This window comes from Kitasatospora sp. NPDC004614 (assembly GCF_042873675.1).
Lineage (GTDB): Bacteria > Actinomycetota > Actinomycetes > Streptomycetales > Streptomycetaceae > Kitasatospora.
The window spans coordinates 22,858-37,651 of sequence record NZ_JBIALR010000023.1 but is presented as its reverse complement, the minus strand read 5'-3'; the positions used below and the strand labels follow the sequence as shown (position 1 = coordinate 37,651).

The window sequence follows — 14,794 nt, the reverse complement described above, 5'->3', positions numbered from 1 at the left end:
CCCGGAGGACCGCCGCCATGCCCCGCACCCCCGCGCACACCCCCGCCGTCGCCGCCGGAAGCCCGACCGACGCCGCACGCGGAACCGATTCTGCGAACAGCCGGGACGAGACCGCCCTCGAACGGGCCCTCGGCCGGCTGCCCCGGGTGGTCGACCTGCTCGCCGCCCGCGCCGCCGAACACGACCGCGACGGCACCTTCCCGTACCAGGGCATCGAAGCCGTCCACGAAGCCGGGCTGCTCACCCTGACCGTCGGCCACCGCTACGGCGGACCCGGCGCCGGACTCGCCGACACCGTACGGGTGTTGGCGCGGCTCGGCCGAGGCGACGCGTCCGTCGCGCTGCTCACCGCGCACACCCTGCTGCACCACGCCGAACAGGCCGCGGGCGCGCCCTGGCCCGCCGCGCTCTACCGGCGGCTGCTCACTGAATCCCGCCGCGGCCCCGCCCTGGTCGGCACCCTGCGCGCCGCCCCCGGCCGGCCGCCCGCCGTCACCGCCCACTGGCACGGCGACGCCTGGCGACTCAGCGGCCGCGCCGCGCAGTGTCCCGGCGCCGAAGCGCTCGCCTGGCTCGCCGTCGAAGCCCGCACCGAGGAACAGCGGCCCCGCACCGGCCTGTTCCTGATCCGCGCCGACAGCCCCGGACTCGAGATAGACCCCGCCGCCGACCAACTCGGCCTGCGCGCCGCCGCCGGCCACGACGTCCTGCTGGACGGCGCCCGGGTCGGCACCGACGCCGTCCTGCTGCCCCGCACCCCCGCCCCGGCCGGCCACCCGCTGGCCGCCGCCCGGCGTCAACTGGCCCTCGCCGCCGTCCTGCTGGGCACCGCCCGGGCCGCCCTCGACTGGTCCGCCGGACACCTGCGCGGCAGCGCCGCACACCGCCGCCCGATCGGCGAACTCGACGCCCGGCTCACCGGCGCCGAGGAACTCGTGCACGGCCTCGCCACCCGCATCGACGCCGACCCGGCCGCCGCCGGGCGCGCCCCCGCCGTCCAGCTGCTGGCGGCCCGCACCGCCGCCGACACCGTCCAGCAGGCACTCGCCCTCACCGGCAGCGCCGGCCTCGACCGCCGCCACCCGCTGGAGCGCCACCTGCGCGACACCCTCGGCCTGCGCACCCAACTGCCCGCCGAGGACGCCGTCCTCGACGCCCTCGGCGAAGCCCTGTTGGGGACGGCTTAGCGGGTGCCGACCGCCGCGCGGACCGCGCGGCGGGCCAGGGACGCGTCGTCGTAGAGCCGGCGGATCATGATCCGCTGCTCCTCGCCCGCGCCCGGGAGGTCGTGCATCCGGAGCTCCCGCATCAGTACCAGCGTCAGGTTGACCAGGAACGCGTCCCGGGCCAGCGTGCCGCCGGACTGGGCGAGTTGGCTGATCTGGCGGCGGGCCGCGGTGTCGCCCGACAGGACGCTCCACAGCACCGCCAGGTCGTAGCCCGGCAGGTACCAGCCGGCCTGTTCCCAGTCGAGCAGGACCGGGCCGGACGGGGCCAGCAGCACGTTGCCCAGCAGCGCGTCGCCGTGGCAGAGCTGGCGCGGGACGGAGGACAGCCCGTGCAGCAGGCCGCGCAGGTCGCCCGCGTCGCGGTCGGTCAGCAGGCCGAGCGAGTGGAAGCGGGCGATCTCCGTCTGGTAGTCCAGCGGCTGGTCGAACACGTCCGTCGGCGGCCGCCACAGGTTCAGCGTGCGTACCGCGCCGAGCACCGCGCGCACCTCGCCCGGCGTCGGCGCGTTCGCCGGGTGCCGCTCGCGGGCCGCCGGACGGCCCGGGACCCGCTCCAGCACCAGTACGCAGCGGTCGTGGTCGGCCGCCACCAGGCGCGGCAGCCGGACCGGCGGGCGGTGTCGCACGAACGCCCGGTACACCGCCACCTCGTGGTGGAACCGGTCCATCAGCTGTGCCGCCTGCGGGCCGCGCAGCGCCCCCGGCGCCAGGCACTTGGCCACCACCGGGGCCCGGCCGATGGTGCCCGCGATCAGGATGTGCCGGCTGCCCTCCCGCAGCACCTGCCGGGGCAGGAACGCGGGACATATCCGCGCGACGTTGGCGAGCACCGCACGCACCGCCGGGGTCTGCAGCGCGGCCGGATCCACCCGGTCCACGAACGCCTCGACGCCCCGCCCGGGCATCGGACGGCCGAGCCGGCCCGTCTGCTCCGGCATCGGACGGGTCACCAGGGTGGTGCGCCCGCGCGGGTCGCGCAGCTCCACGGTGCGCGGCACGGGACGGCCCGCACCGGCGGTCGGGGGGCGCAGACCGGAGCGTGGCGGGCGCGCGGCCGCGCCGTCCACCCCGATCGGGGCGGTCGGTCGAGTACCGGTGCTGGCTGTGGAGTACATGGGCGGGTGAGGGTCCTTCCTTGACCGGCGGCAAAGCTTCACGGGGCCCGGACACGACTGGGGTCGGGCCGCCGGGTGGGGAGCGGGCGCCGGGCACGGAGCCGGACCCGGCGAACCGTCCGCACCCTGGGGAAATGCGTACGCTCCGACCGTCCGTGCCATGCCCGGTGCCCCCGCGCCACCCGGTTGCGCCACCCCCTGAACCACGCGGCTGGGACCGGCTCCTGACCGGCCGTCGGGTCGACATCCGGGCCGGTCGGGGGCCGTTCCGACGCGAAGTCGGGGTGGCGCATACCTACCTGACACCCGATCGGCACTGGCACGCCACATAGCGGACCCTGGCGAACCCTGGCGAATGGTCGCTTGGCATGTGACAGAGCCACTAGGGTCGTGAGCCAGCCGATGAACCTGGGGGCTCATTTGAGCAGGGGGCCGAACAGCAGACTGGCCGACCACTTCGCACTGACCGGCTGGTCGAAGGGCGAACTGGCACGGTTGGTCAACCGGCGGGGTGCCGCACTGGGCGAGCAGCAGCTGTCCACCGACACCTCCCGGGTCCGGCGCTGGATCGAGCAGGGCGAAATCCCGCGCGACCCGGTGCCGAGGGTGCTGGCGGCGGTGTTCACCGAGCGGCTCGGCCGTGTCGTCACCACTGAGGACTTAGGTCTCGAACGGCACCGATCCGCCAGGTCCGGCAGCACGGCACCACCGCCGACGGAACCCGGGGCACCGGATCGGACGGCCGCGGTCCTCACCGAGTTCACGGGAATGGACCTCATGCTGAACAGACGCGGACTGGTCGGCGCCTCCGCAGCCCTCGCGGCGGGCGCGGTCATCGCCGACAACCTGCACGACTGGCTCACCGGCGGCGCGGCCGCCGAAGCCGCCAGCGGCCCCCGCACCCGGAGCGCCGGCCCCGTGGCCGACGTCTACGAAGCCGGCCCGGTCGGCGAGGAGGAAGTCACCGCCCTCGAACGCTCGGTCGAGGTGTTCCGCGCCTGGGACGCCTCCCGCGGCGGCGGACTCCAGCGCAAGGCCGTGGTCGGCCAGCTCAACGAAGTCGGCGGCCTGCTCACCCACGGCCACCCCGCCGCCCTGGAACGCCGGCTCTGGACGGTCGCCGCCAACCTCGCCGTACTGGCCGGCTGGATGTCCCACGACGTCGGACTCGAACCCACCGCCCAGCGCTACTTCGTGATCGCCGCCCAGGCCGCCCGGGAGGCCGAAGACCGCCCCCGGGCCGCCGAGGCCGTCTCCCGCGCCGCCCGCCAGATGCTCCACCTCGGACGCGCCGACGAGGCACTCGAACTCATGCAGCTCGCCCGGGCCGGCACCCGCCCCGCCGACGGCGCACTGCCCCGCACCCGCGCCATGCTGTGCACCGTCGAAGCCTGGGCGCACGCCTCGCTCGGCCGCTCCGACGCCACCCGCCGGACCCTCGGCGAGGCCGAACACCTCTTCGTCCAGGAGGCCGACCGGCCCGCCCCCGGCTGGATGCAGCTGTTCGACGAGGCCGAAATGCACGGCATGCAGGCGCTCGTTCACCGCACCCTCGCCGAACACGACGCAGGCGCCGTCCCGTTGGCCGTCCACCACGCGCAAGAGGCCGTCCGGCTGCGGCAGAAGACCGGCCGGGAACGCTCCGCGCTGCTCGACCGGATCACGCTGGCCTCCGCGCACTGGATCGCCGGCGAACCCGAGGCGGCCGTGACGCAGGCGAACAGCGTCCTCGACGGGATCGACCAGACCTCCTCCAAGCGCACCTGGGACCGGCTCCGCGAGATGGACCGGCTCGCCGAACGCCATCAGGGCCTGCCGGCCGTCGCCGAACTGCGCGAACGGATCCGCGACGCACTGCCCGCGCCCCGGGACCCCCGGCCGATCTGAGCCGCCGGTGCGTGACGGGCGCGTGACAAGTGTGTGGCACGCGCCCGGCGCGCGGACCCCACGTCCGGAACCGGTCGATCCGGTACGGACGGAACCGGCTCGGACTGGCCGTACCTGCGGAAATCCGTTGCCCTGTGTGCGGATCGTCCCCCCAGGCGGTAACCTTCGGTGATTCCGGCGCCCGGGCGCCTGAGCTGTGCCAACCGACCCCGGCGACGGAAATCCCGTTGCCTTGACGACCGCCGCAACGGATGCTGACCTCATGTTCGAGCCAGTGATAGCGCCCAGCGCCAGCCTCCTCGGCCTCCTCCAGAGAGGCCGCGGGGACGGGCAGCTGCATGCGTTGGCCGCAGACCGCGACGAGGCGATCACCGCCGTCGAGAGCTGCGTGACCAACGACCCCCGCGCCGACTGGCAGGTCGAGAACCGCTCCTTGTACTACGCGCGGCTCTACATGGAGTTGGAGGCCCCCCTCACCGGCCTCGAACTCCACCTCACCTCCCCCGAGGACGCCACCGACACCGACGAGGCCCGCACCGGCCTCGCCCTGGCCGTACTCGGCCACCTCGCCGGCTACGGCCGCCGCGACGCCCTCGACCTGCTGCGCGCCTACACCACCACCGGGACCAACTGGGCCTGGGCCCTCGACGAACTCGCCCTGCGCGACACCGACGAGGCGCTGCTCGCCCTGGCTCCCGCCGTCCTGCGCCGCTTCCCGGCCGGTCCGGAGGGCGACGCCGAACTGCGCGAAGCCATCCGCGCCGCGTACGAGCCACGGGTCTGGCGGCTGTGGGCCGTCCACCACCCGCGGATCGCCACCGCGAGCGAGCAGTCCCCCTTCGACCTGTGGCAGCGGCAACTCAACCGCCCCGGCGTCACGCCCGGTTGGTCCACCGCCGACGTCCTCGCCTGGGCCGACCAGGGCGAAGGCCGCGAACCCGGCGCCCTCGCCCGGCGCGCCGCCGCGGCCGCCCGCTGCCTCACCGCCGTCGTCCGACCCGAGGACGCGGCACTGCTGCACGAGGCCGCCGCCGGTGGCCCCGCCGGCGCCCGCTGCGCCGCCCTCCGGCACCTGGTCGAACAACGCGACCCGGCCGCCGCCGAATACATCGAGACCGCCGCCGCCGACCTGGACCACCGGATCGTCGCCACCTCGCTGGAACTGCTCGGCCGGATGCGAGGTCCCGAGGCGCTCAAGCACGCCCGCCGCTGGGCCGACCCGGCGACCGGCAGTGCCGACAGCGCCCTCGGCCAGGCCGCCGTCCGCCTCCTCGCCGACGCCGGCGAAGCGTGCGACGCACCGCTGGTGGTCGCCGCACTCCACCAATGGATCTCGCTGAACGGTGTCACCGGCACCGCCCTCGGCAGCCTCGTCGACGGCATCGGCCGACTGCGCGCCGCCGCCGCCGTGCCGGCCCTGCGGCACGTCTACGGCGAAGCGGCCTCCTCCGAACTGCGCGGCCGGGCCGCCCAGGCACTCGCCGTCACCGACCCGTACTTCGGGGAGGGCCCGGCCGTCGAATGCCTGTGGGACTGCGAGGAATCCACCCGGGAGCTCGCCGCCACCCACGTCACCACCACCGGTGACGCCCGCGTCCTCGAACGTCTGCGCCGACTCGCCGCCGACCCCGCCGAGGAAGCCGAGGTCCATGCCGCCGTTCGCGGCCGTCTGACGGCCCGCGACCGGTAGAGTCACGCCCATGCAGCGACCGCGAGCTCCGCGCCACGCCCTGACCGCCCTCCTCACCGCAGGGATGCTCCTCGGGGCGGCCGGCGGCGCCGCCGCCCACGTCGAGGTCAACACCTCGACCGCGCAGGCGCTCAGCGTCGATGCCACCGTCACCTTCTCCGCCGAGGGCGAGTCCTCCACGGCGGGCATCACCGACCTCAAGGTCACGCTGCCCGCCGGGCTCGCCCCCGCCGACATCACCTCAGTCAAGACCCCCGACGGCTGGGCATTCACCCCCACCGCCGACGGCTGGACGGTCGCCGGGCCGGCCCTCGCGCCCGGCGCGGCCGCGGAGTTCTCCGTGAAGGTGCGTCAACTCCCCGCCGCCACTTCGGTGGTGTTCAAGACCCTGGTCGACTACTCCGACGGTCACACCGACCGGTGGATCGAACTCCCGCAGGGCGACAGCAAGCCGGAACACCCGGCCCCCGTCCTCGCCCTCCGCCCGGCCGCCGCCGGAGCCACCCCGCTTCCCGCTGCCGCGACGCCTTCGGCCGCTGCCAGCGACTCCGCCGCGCCGTCCGCCACCGCGCCGTCCGCCACCGCGCCGTCGGTGTCCGCCACTGCCTCGGGCACGCCCGTCGCGTCCGAGAAGGACACCGAGAGCATCACCACGATCGTCCTCGGCGGCCTCGCCGCGGTCGTGGTGCTCGGCACGCTGATCGCCTTCGCGGTGCGCCGCAGGTCCTCCCGCCGCGACAAGTAGCTGTCGCGCACGGCCGCACTGATGGACTGGTCACTGCTCACCGACGCCTGCGGACCGGCGGACCACCTACCGGCGCTACTCGAACGCTTCGCCGCCGACCCGGCCGCCCGCTGGCCGGAGTTGATGGACCACCTGTGCCCGCAGCTGGACACCGCGTACCCGGCGAGCTGGGCGGCGCTGCCCCGCCTGGCGCAGATCGCGGCCGCCCACGACGGGACGACGCATGCGGTGCCGGTGCGACCGGCCGAGGCGGACCAACTCGACGGCCCCCAGCCCGGTTGTACGAGCGGGAGTTCAGCCTGTCCGGACTGCGGAGCGGGGTTCGGGGTTGTGGTCAGGCCGGTTTGAGGTGGGGGAGGGTGCGGACGTGGGGGGAGAGGAGGGGGAGGAGGGTCAGGGTGGCCTGGGTGAGGGCGGCTGTGGTGGCTAGCAGGTGGGGGCTGTAGTGGGTGGCGAGGGGGCCGCAGGCGAGCTGGCCGAGGGGGATGGCGAGGTAGGAGAAGACGTCGGCGTGGGAGGAGACGCGGGACAGGAGGTCGGGTGGGAGGTGTTCCTGGAGTGAGGTGTCCCAGGCGGTGGTGGCGAGGGCGCTGCCGAGGCCGGCGGTGAGGGCGGCGGCGAGGAGCCAGGGGGTGGGGGCGTGCAGGCCGAGGGCGAGGAGGGGCAACGGGAGGGTCAGGCCGGCGAGTTGGCCGGCGGCGAGCAGGCGGGGGAGGGCGAGCCGGTAGAGGGCGGCGCCCGCCAGCAGGAGGCCGGTGCCACGGGCGGCGAGCAGGGTGCCCCAGAGGGCGGGGCCGGAGAGCTGTGGGCCGAGGATCTGCCACGGGCCGGTGAGCAGCAGGTTGGTCGCGCAGTAGGACCAGGTCGTCCACCAGATCCAGCGGGTGCGCCGGAAGGCCGTCCAGCCTTCGCGCAACTCCGGTAGCAGGGACGCCCGTTGGGCGCGGATCCGGCCGGCCGGGAGGCGGGCGAGGCAGAGCGCGGCGGGCAGGTAGCTGAGGGCGTCGCCCGCCACCGCCCAGCCGGCGCCCACGCCCGCCACGAGGAGTCCGGCCAGTGCCGGGCCGAGTACCTTGCTGCCGTTGGCGGCGATGCCCAACAGGGCGTTCGCGGGCCGCAGTTGCTCACGTGGGACGAGTTCGGGCAGCACGCCGACCAGCGCGGGCGAGGTGAACGCGGTGAGCAGGCCGTTGAGGAACTCGAGGGCGGCGATCGGGCCGAGCGCGTAGTGGCCGGTCAGCAGCAGTGCCGCAACCAGGCCCTGGGTGAGGCCGGCCCCGAGGTGGGTGGCGAGCAGGACGGTGCGGCGCGGGAGGCGGTCGGCGATCGCGCCGCCCAGCAGCAGGAACGCCAGCAGGGGGAGCGTCCGCAGCGCGAGGACGACGCCCAGGTCGGTGGCTCGGCCGGAGCCGTCGAGCACCGCGAACGCCAGTGCCACCGGCGCCATCGCGCTGCCGAGCAGGGAGATCGCGCGGCCGGCGAAGAACCAGCGGAAACCGGGGTGGTGAAGGAGTGGTGGAAGCACCCGCAGAGTGTGCGAGGCCGCACCGCCGGGCCTCTATCGTTTCGGCGACCGACGAAAGCTCAGGAAGGGGCGGACGTTCGCCATGGTGATGCTGCGACTGGACTCGCTGGCGCTGTCGCGTTCCCGGTTCGCGCTGTCGCCGTTCGCCGAGACGCTCGCCGCGATCGTCCAACTCGCCCGCCCCGCAGCGGATTCGTGGCATCCGGAGTGGCACGCCCGGCATCGCGTCGAGTTCCACGCCCGGCTGCGGGCGGACCCGTACGCGCGGGGGCTGGTCGGGCTGATCTCGGCCACGAAGTGGCTTCCCGAGCATCTGGTGGTGCCGCCCGGCGGCGGGATGGAGACCACCCTGGAGTCCGAACTCGCCGAGGCGGCGCGGGTGCCGGACGAGGCGGTGCGGGAGAGCCTGCGGCTGTCGCTGGCGCACAGCTGGGAGAGCGACCGGCACCTGGACTGGCTCGCCGGACGCCAACACGGCGCGCGGGTCGCCGAGTTGTTCCGCGCGGTCTGGGACACCCACCTCGCCGCCGAGTGGCCGGCCCGCCGGGCCGTCCTGCAGCGCGACGTCACCCACCGGGCCGGACTGCTCGCCGCGCACGGCTGGCCGCGCGCCCTGCACCTGATGAGCCGACGCACCGCGTGGGTCGGCGCCGACGCCATCCGGTTCAGCGACCGGCCCGGCCCGGACCAGGTGGTCGGGCCGGACGGGATGCTGTTCGTCCCGGTCAGCTCCCGCAGCAGCTCCTGGCTGTGCCATGCACCCGGCCGCCCGCACGCCCTGGTCTACCCCGCCCGCGGAACGGGCGTACCCGGCCCCCCCGCCGCCGGTGACCAGGCCCTCGCCCGGCTGGTCGGCGCCGGCCGCGCGGCGATCCTCCGCCACCTCGACATCCCCGCCACCACCAGCGAACTCGCCACCCTGATGGGCCAGTCCGTCGGCACCGTCGGCGGCCACCTCGCCGTCCTGCGCGACACCGCCCTGGTCGACCGCACCCGCCTCGGCCGCCGCGTCCTCTACCACCGCACCCCGCTCGGCGACCACCTCGCGGACGGGCAGCCGGGGCTGTGACGGGCCGTCAGGGCGTCTGTGTCCGATCCAGCCTGGCCAGGTGGGCCACCAGCAGGTGTTCCTTGCGGAGCAACCGTTCGCGCTCCTCGGCGGGAAGGCCGGCGAGCGCATCGGTCAGCACGCGCCCGCGCGGGACGAAGACCAGCGCGGTGGAGTACACCCGGCAACCGGCACACCAGCCGAGCCGGACGCAGCGCTCGTAGCCGGACGACTCGGGCGGGTGGAGCCGGTACAGGTACGAGCGGACGGGGGCGTCGCAGTCACCGCACAGGTAGCGGTCCCCGTCGTGGCGGGGCTCCCAGGGGTGGACCTTCAGCCAGTACGGGCGGCGGCCGGGCGCTCTTCAAGTCGTCGTCATGGCGGGCATCTTCGCACAGCGCGAGGATGCCCGTCCGTGCCGGCGGGCCGCACCAGGAGCGGGGTGGCGGGACGTCAGGCGACGCAGAACTCGTTGCCCTCGGGGTCGAGCATGATCCACCAGTGGCCGACCGGGCCCTGGTCGTGTTCCTTGACGCGCTTGGCGCCGAGGGACTCCAGGCGCTCGACCGTGGGTTCGAGTTGGCCGTCGGAGTGGATGTCGAGGTGGAGGCGGTTCTTGGTGGACTTGGCTTCGGGGACGTCCTGGAAGAGGATGCGCCGGCCCTTGCCGATGCCGCTGACGGGGTCGTGCGGGTCGTCGGGGTGGCGGACGGCGGAGAAGCCGCGGAACTGCTTGCGGCCGTCCGGGAGTTCGAGCACGGCGGCGGCGGGGAGGCGGCCGGCGGCGAGCAGGGAGTCGATCAGCGCGGTGGGGTCCTCGACCTCGTACTCGAGGGCGGCGGCCCAGAACTCGGCGATGGCGGAGGCGTCGGCGCTGTCAACGACCAGTTTCCAAGCGAGTGTCATGGCACCGCATCAAATCGCACACCTGATCGAACCACAAGTAATGCAGGTGGCGGCGGCGTGTCGGGCGGGCAGTGTGCGCTGCTCAGGTGAATTGCCTGGCCGATCAGGGCGACGCGGATCGCGGCGGGCGCGAACCGGTGGTGCGCGCTCTAGCTTCGCGACTGGGCGGACGGGCCCGGTCCGGGCCCCAGGTGTCCGCGAACAGCTCGGACAAGGAGAGGCAGTGCACATCACCAGGAAGGCCGCCGCCACCCTCGCGGCGGCGGTCTCACTCGCCGGCGTCGTCGTCCTCGGAGGCGGTCCGGCGAGGGCCGAGGGCGAGTCGTTCAGCAAGTCCGTCCAGGCCGCGAGCGACGGCACCAACCTGGACGAGTACCTCGGAGCCGCCTTCTTGACCCGGGACTCCGAACTCGGCTACCAGGACTGGACGTTCACCAAGGTCGCCGAGACGTCCGACGGCCTGGGCGTCTACACCATCAAGGGCGGCCACTACGGGAAGTGCATCGCGGACGCCGGCGACGGGCACTCCGTGACCCAACTGGTCTGCGACCCGGACGACGAGTACCAGAAGTGGGTGGTCGACACCGACCGGGAGCGCAGCACCATCGCCAGCAACGAGGACCCGGAGATGGTCCTTCAGGCCAACGGGGCGGACCAGTCCGTGACCATCGCGCCGGCCGACGGCCGACTGCACCAGTGGTGGATGCTCTACGACAAGTAGCGCGCACGGACGCGCACGGAAAAGGGGCGGGCCGCCCGGTCGTTCCGGGGCCCGCCCCTTCCGGGGGTGGTGGCAGGTCAGTGCACCGCGCCCGCGTCCGGGGCGAGGACGCCCGCGGTGACCAGGCCGATGATGGTGATGCCGAGCAGGACGCGGTAGATCACGAACGGCATGAAGCTGTTGTGCGAGATGTACTTCAGGAACCAGGAGATCGCCGCGTAGCCGACCGCGAAGGCGATCACGGTGGCCAGAATGGTCGGCCCCCAGGCAGGTGCCGGGCCCTCGCCGATCTTGAAGAGCTCGAGCGTGCCGGAGGCCAGCACCGCCGGGATGGCCAGCAGGAACGAGTACCGGGCGGCCGCCTCGCGGCTGTAGCCGAGGAACAGGCCGGCGCTGATCGTGCCGCCCGAGCGGGAGACGCCCGGGATCAGCGCCAGCGACTGCGCGGCGCCGTACATCAGCGCGTGCGGGAAGGTCAGCGAGCTGATCGGGCGGGCGTTGCGGACCGCGCGCGAGCGGTCGGCGACGGCGAGGATCAGACCGAACACGATCAGCGTGGTGCCGATCAGCCGCAGGTCGCGCAGCGTGGTCTCGATGGTGTCCTGGAACAGCTTGCCGATGATGCCGATCGGCAGCGTGCCGACGATCACGTACCAGCCGAGCTTCGCGTTCTGGTCCCGCCGCCACTCGGCCCGGAACAGCGACAGCGTCCACGCCTTGATGATCGCGCCGATGTCGCGGCGGAAGTAGATCAGCACCGCGGACTCGGTACCCAGCTGCGTCACCGCCGTGAACGCCGCGCCCGGGTCGTCCCAGCCCGCGAGGGCCGAGAACACCCGCAGGTGCGCACTGGAGGAGACCGGCAGGAACTCGGTCAGACCCTGTACGAGACCGAGCACGGCCCCGTGGAACCAGTCGATCACCGGACAAACCCCGCGGATATCGATCGGTGGTTCAGCATGGCGTCAGTCCTGTTCGCTCGTGAGATGGCCCGGCGGCGGCTCGGGGCTCGGACCGGTGTGGCCCGGACAATAGGGGCTCCAGGTGTCGCGGACCTTTCCTCCGGGTGTCTGGAGGGGTTCGACGCCCAGCGGGTGAGGACGGGCGGGGGTCGTCGTGGTGCCCAAACCTCCGGGTGCGGCAGCAGAGTTCGAGGCCGGCGCATTTGATGGGGACTCATGCCGGGGGCAGAATGCTCCGAAACACGGGGGGTCGAATGGTCCGGACAACGCGCCGCAGCCTGGGCATCGCCCTGGCCGCGCTGCTGCTCACCGGCTCGACCGGCTGCACGCCGAAGTGGACGGGAACGCACCGTCTGACCATTCTCTTCGACGACCGGCGAGCGCTTGCCGACCGGCCCGTGCAGCTGGTGGTGGCCGGACTGTCGTCGGGCCAGGCAGTGACCGTCACCGCAGAGGCCGAGGACCAGGCCGGCATCGGCTGGCGGTCCACCGCCGTCTACCTCGCCGACGGCCGGGGCGAGGTCCACCTCGAGGGCGACGCGCCCATCAGGGGCTCCTACCACCATGCCGACGGGATGGGCCTGTTCTGGTCGATGCTGCCGACCAACGGCAGCGCCAACACCGTGTTCAGCCCGCCGCCACCCGCCGCCGACGACGCGGCCGCCCTCCCGGTCCGGATCACCGCCGTCGCCGACGACGGAGTCACCGGCGAATTCACCGTGCTCCGCCGCTGGACCGCCGACGGCGTCACCCGCACCGAACTGAACCCCGCCACCGACCACGTGGCCGGCACCCTCTACCTGCCGCCCGCCGGAACGCCCGCCAAATCCCCCGTCCTGCTGCTCGGCGGCTCCGAGGGCGGCAACTCGGGCGTCGCCGCCGCCGCGCTGCTCGCCTCGCACGGCCACCCCGCGCTGGCCGTCGCCTACTTCGGCCTGCCCGGACTGCCGGACACCCTGCAGAACATCCCCGTCGAGTACGCCGTCGGCGCCGCCCGGCTGCTGGCCGAGCGGACCGGCAGCCGCGACATCACGGTGGAGGGCAACTCGCGCGGCAGCGAGCTCGCGCTGCTGGTGGCCGGCCAACTGCCCGACCTGGTACGGCGGGTGATGGTGTACGCGCCGTCCGCCGAGGTCAACGCCGGGCTGCCGGACGGGGCGGCCTGGACGCTGAACGGGGCGCCCGTTCCGGTCGGCCCGATCGCGCTGGACCGGACCCCCGCGTCCATCCTGGCCGTTGCCGGCGAGCGCGACCGGCTCTGGCCGTCGCCCCGGTGGGCGCTCCAGCTCGGCACCCCGACCGCCGCGGCGCCGAACCGGCAGGCCGTGCTCCACGCCGGTGCCGGACACGCGGTTGCCGGCATCCCGTACCTGCCCACCGGGAGCACCGTGGCCCCCGTCGTCGGTTCGCCGATCGACCTCGGGGGCGACGCTGCCGCGAACCAGGCTGCGCACATGCAGGCCTGGTCGAACTTCCTGGCGTTCCTGGACTCCTGACGCCCGCCCGGTCAGGCCGGGTGGCTCGCCGCCCAGTCGGTGCGGGTCAGCTCGTAGACCACGTCGCCGTGCTCGCTGCCCGGGATCGGGTCCGGCCAGTCCTCGAAGAAGGTGCGGACGTGGCGCAGTCCGGCCCGCTCAAGTACCCGGCGGGACGCGGAGTTCACCGCCATGGTGGTGCCCACCACCCGTTCCGCCTTCAGCTCGGTGAACGCTGCGCGCACCAGGGCGACGGCCGCCTCCGTCGCGTACCCCCGGCCCCAGGCGGCGGGCAGCAGGCGGTAGCCGATCTCCAGTCCGCCGGACGGGCCGGTCTCCAGCCCCACCGAGTGGGCCGGGCGCAGGGCGGCCCAGCCGAGGAAGCTCTCCGTTCCGGTGGCCAGCGCCCAGCAGCCGAGGCCGGCCGGCAGTCGGTCGTACTCGTCGAGCACCGCCGGGAGTACCTGCTCGGCGACCTGCGCCGCGGGCATCGGGCGGCCGTCCTCCAGGTGCCGCATCACCTCCGGGTCGCCGCACAGCGCGGTGACGGCGGGGAGGTCGGCGGGGGAGAGGCGACGGAGAGTCAGCCGGTCGGTGCGCAGGCGGATGTCCATCGGGCGAGCAGATCACCCGGGCGCGGGCGCGGCAAACGCTTTTCCGGGTGCGGGCGGGAACAGTCGAACGAAGCAGACCAACCCACTGATCGACCGGACTGTCCCTGACCACCATCGACCTGCTCGCCTGGCCCACGATCCACCGCTGACGTCATCAGCCTGGCTCTCAGCCGAACCCCACTGAAAGGCGGAGGCCGGTTCGTAGATTACGCCAGCGACCGAAGGGGCCCGACGCAGCCAATTTTGTGCGCACGAAGAACACTTCGAAGGCGCTGCCGGACAATCACCGTTTACACGAACCCGTAAATTCTTCGCGTAAGGACCTGTCCGCAGCCGGCGGCCCACAAGTTGTATCAAAGGAGTGAGTCATGAGTACTCAGGTGAAGGCATTCGGGTTCGGCATGCCGTGGGAATCGTTGTACGGATACAGTCAGGCCACTCAGGTCGGTGACACGGTTTATGTGTCGGGGCAGCTGTCCCATGACCGTCACGGCACTTTCGTGGGTGCCGACGACTTCGAACTGCAGGTCCGCACCACGCTGGAGAATCTGGACCTGGTACTGAAGCAGTTCGGGGCCGAGCGCAGCCAGATAGTAGAGACCACGGTTCTGGTGCGAAACCTGCGCGAGAACTTCGACACGACAGCACGCCTCCACGCCGAGTACTTCGGGGAGCGCCGCCCCACCAGCACGGTCATGGGCGTTTCCGACTTGGCGCTGCCGGACCAACTCGTCGAGATCGGCGCGCTCGTGCGTCTCGATGTGAAGCCGTAGGTGAGGAGTCCGGCTCGATTCATTCAGTGAGCTCTTGTCATCCTGACTGCTGAACACGAATGAGTGATGCCGGGGAGCGGTGAGCGTGGCGCCCCGGCTCGAAG

General features: G+C 73.5%; 15 protein-coding genes. 9 read left to right on the top strand and 6 right to left on the bottom strand.

Features of this window, described 5'->3' with window-relative positions:
- The first annotated feature begins 17 nt into the window (after positions 1-17).
- Positions 18-1,187 carry an acyl-CoA dehydrogenase family protein gene (locus ACFYST_RS31970; protein ID WP_387867447.1) on the top strand — a complete coding sequence of 390 codons (1,170 nt, stop codon included), beginning with the start codon at positions 18-20 and terminating at the stop codon, positions 1,185-1,187.
- On the opposite strand, the gene ACFYST_RS31965 is transcribed toward ACFYST_RS31970, so the two are convergent.
- Entirely contained in the window at positions 1,184-2,344 is a 1,161-nt protein-coding gene (locus ACFYST_RS31965; RefSeq protein ID WP_387867445.1) for an aminoglycoside phosphotransferase family protein, read from the bottom strand. The two genes, ACFYST_RS31970 and ACFYST_RS31965, sit on opposite strands and share 4 nt — an antisense overlap.
- Before the next feature lie 420 nt (positions 2,345-2,764).
- Here ACFYST_RS31965 and ACFYST_RS31960 point away from each other — a divergent pair, with 420 nt between their 5' ends.
- From ACFYST_RS31960 to ACFYST_RS31945, 4 genes are all read left to right on the top strand, one after another.
- Positions 2,765-4,231 carry a hypothetical protein gene (locus tag ACFYST_RS31960; protein ID WP_387867444.1) on the top strand — a complete coding sequence of 489 codons (1,467 nt, stop codon included), beginning with the start codon at positions 2,765-2,767 and terminating at the stop codon, positions 4,229-4,231.
- A 262-nt stretch (positions 4,232-4,493) separates the two neighbouring features.
- Complete coding sequence (locus ACFYST_RS31955; RefSeq protein ID WP_387648462.1) at positions 4,494-5,921, top strand: HEAT repeat domain-containing protein; 1,428 nt, start codon at positions 4,494-4,496, stop codon at positions 5,919-5,921.
- A gap of 10 nt (positions 5,922-5,931) precedes the next feature.
- A complete protein-coding gene (locus ACFYST_RS31950; protein WP_387867441.1) occupies positions 5,932-6,666 on the top strand; it encodes a DUF1775 domain-containing protein in 735 nt (244 codons plus the stop codon).
- A gap of 21 nt (positions 6,667-6,687) precedes the next feature.
- Complete coding sequence (locus tag ACFYST_RS31945) at positions 6,688-7,014, top strand: hypothetical protein (protein ID WP_387867439.1); 327 nt, start codon at positions 6,688-6,690, stop codon at positions 7,012-7,014.
- Here ACFYST_RS31945 and ACFYST_RS31940 read toward each other — a convergent pair.
- Positions 7,001-8,191, bottom strand: coding sequence for an MFS transporter (locus ACFYST_RS31940; protein ID WP_387867436.1), 1,191 nt, complete (start codon positions 8,189-8,191; stop codon positions 7,001-7,003). The genes ACFYST_RS31945 and ACFYST_RS31940 overlap by 14 nt on opposite strands.
- Before the next feature lie 82 nt (positions 8,192-8,273).
- Here ACFYST_RS31940 and ACFYST_RS31935 point away from each other — a divergent pair, with 82 nt between their 5' ends.
- Positions 8,274-9,260: an ArsR/SmtB family transcription factor gene (locus ACFYST_RS31935; protein WP_387867434.1), complete on the top strand. Its 987-nt coding sequence runs from the start codon at positions 8,274-8,276 to the stop codon at positions 9,258-9,260.
- 7 nt (positions 9,261-9,267) lie between these two features.
- Here ACFYST_RS31935 and ACFYST_RS31930 read toward each other — a convergent pair whose 3' ends face one another.
- Entirely contained in the window at positions 9,268-9,420 is a 153-nt protein-coding gene (locus ACFYST_RS31930) for a hypothetical protein (RefSeq protein WP_387867432.1), read from the bottom strand.
- 272 nt (positions 9,421-9,692) lie between these two features.
- The gene (locus ACFYST_RS31925; protein WP_387867430.1) at positions 9,693-10,145 is read right to left on the bottom strand and encodes a VOC family protein; all 453 of its coding nucleotides are present in this window, start codon (positions 10,143-10,145) and stop codon (positions 9,693-9,695) included.
- 223 nt (positions 10,146-10,368) lie between these two features.
- Between ACFYST_RS31925 and ACFYST_RS31920 the strand changes: the two genes are divergently transcribed.
- Entirely contained in the window at positions 10,369-10,866 is a 498-nt protein-coding gene (locus ACFYST_RS31920) for an RICIN domain-containing protein (protein WP_387867427.1), read from the top strand.
- A gap of 77 nt (positions 10,867-10,943) precedes the next feature.
- Here ACFYST_RS31920 and ACFYST_RS31915 read toward each other — a convergent pair whose 3' ends face one another.
- Positions 10,944-11,786, bottom strand: a complete 843-nt coding sequence (locus ACFYST_RS31915; RefSeq protein ID WP_387867587.1) for an undecaprenyl-diphosphate phosphatase — start codon at positions 11,784-11,786, stop codon at positions 10,944-10,946.
- Positions 11,787-12,082: 296 nt separating this feature from the next.
- Between ACFYST_RS31915 and ACFYST_RS31910 the strand changes: the two genes are divergently transcribed.
- Positions 12,083-13,324, top strand: a complete 1,242-nt coding sequence (locus tag ACFYST_RS31910; protein WP_387867424.1) for an acyl-CoA thioesterase/bile acid-CoA:amino acid N-acyltransferase family protein — start codon at positions 12,083-12,085, stop codon at positions 13,322-13,324.
- An 11-nt stretch (positions 13,325-13,335) separates the two neighbouring features.
- On the opposite strand, the gene ACFYST_RS31905 is transcribed toward ACFYST_RS31910, so the two are convergent.
- Entirely contained in the window at positions 13,336-13,917 is a 582-nt protein-coding gene (locus tag ACFYST_RS31905; protein ID WP_387867423.1) for a GNAT family N-acetyltransferase, read from the bottom strand.
- A gap of 368 nt (positions 13,918-14,285) precedes the next feature.
- On the opposite strand from ACFYST_RS31905, the gene ACFYST_RS31900 reads away from it, so the two are divergent.
- Positions 14,286-14,690, top strand: a complete 405-nt coding sequence (locus tag ACFYST_RS31900; protein WP_387867420.1) for a RidA family protein — start codon at positions 14,286-14,288, stop codon at positions 14,688-14,690.
- Positions 14,691-14,794: the final 104 nt, after the last annotated feature.

Coding starts and splice junctions, on each gene's coding strand:
- ACFYST_RS31970 (WP_387867447.1), top strand. CDS start 18: ATGCCCCGCACCCCCGCGCACACCCCCGCCGTCGCCGCCGGAAGCCCG.
- ACFYST_RS31965 (WP_387867445.1), bottom strand. CDS start 2,344: ATGTACTCCACAGCCAGCACCGGTACTCGACCGACCGCCCCGATCGGG.
- ACFYST_RS31955 (WP_387648462.1), top strand. CDS start 4,494: ATGTTCGAGCCAGTGATAGCGCCCAGCGCCAGCCTCCTCGGCCTCCTC.
- ACFYST_RS31950 (WP_387867441.1), top strand. CDS start 5,932: ATGCAGCGACCGCGAGCTCCGCGCCACGCCCTGACCGCCCTCCTCACC.
- ACFYST_RS31945 (WP_387867439.1), top strand. CDS start 6,688: ATGGACTGGTCACTGCTCACCGACGCCTGCGGACCGGCGGACCACCTA.
- ACFYST_RS31935 (WP_387867434.1), top strand. CDS start 8,274: ATGGTGATGCTGCGACTGGACTCGCTGGCGCTGTCGCGTTCCCGGTTC.
- ACFYST_RS31925 (WP_387867430.1), bottom strand. CDS start 10,145: ATGACACTCGCTTGGAAACTGGTCGTTGACAGCGCCGACGCCTCCGCC.
- ACFYST_RS31910 (WP_387867424.1), top strand. CDS start 12,083: ATGGTCCGGACAACGCGCCGCAGCCTGGGCATCGCCCTGGCCGCGCTG.
- ACFYST_RS31905 (WP_387867423.1), bottom strand. CDS start 13,917: ATGGACATCCGCCTGCGCACCGACCGGCTGACTCTCCGTCGCCTCTCC.
- ACFYST_RS31900 (WP_387867420.1), top strand. CDS start 14,286: ATGAGTACTCAGGTGAAGGCATTCGGGTTCGGCATGCCGTGGGAATCG.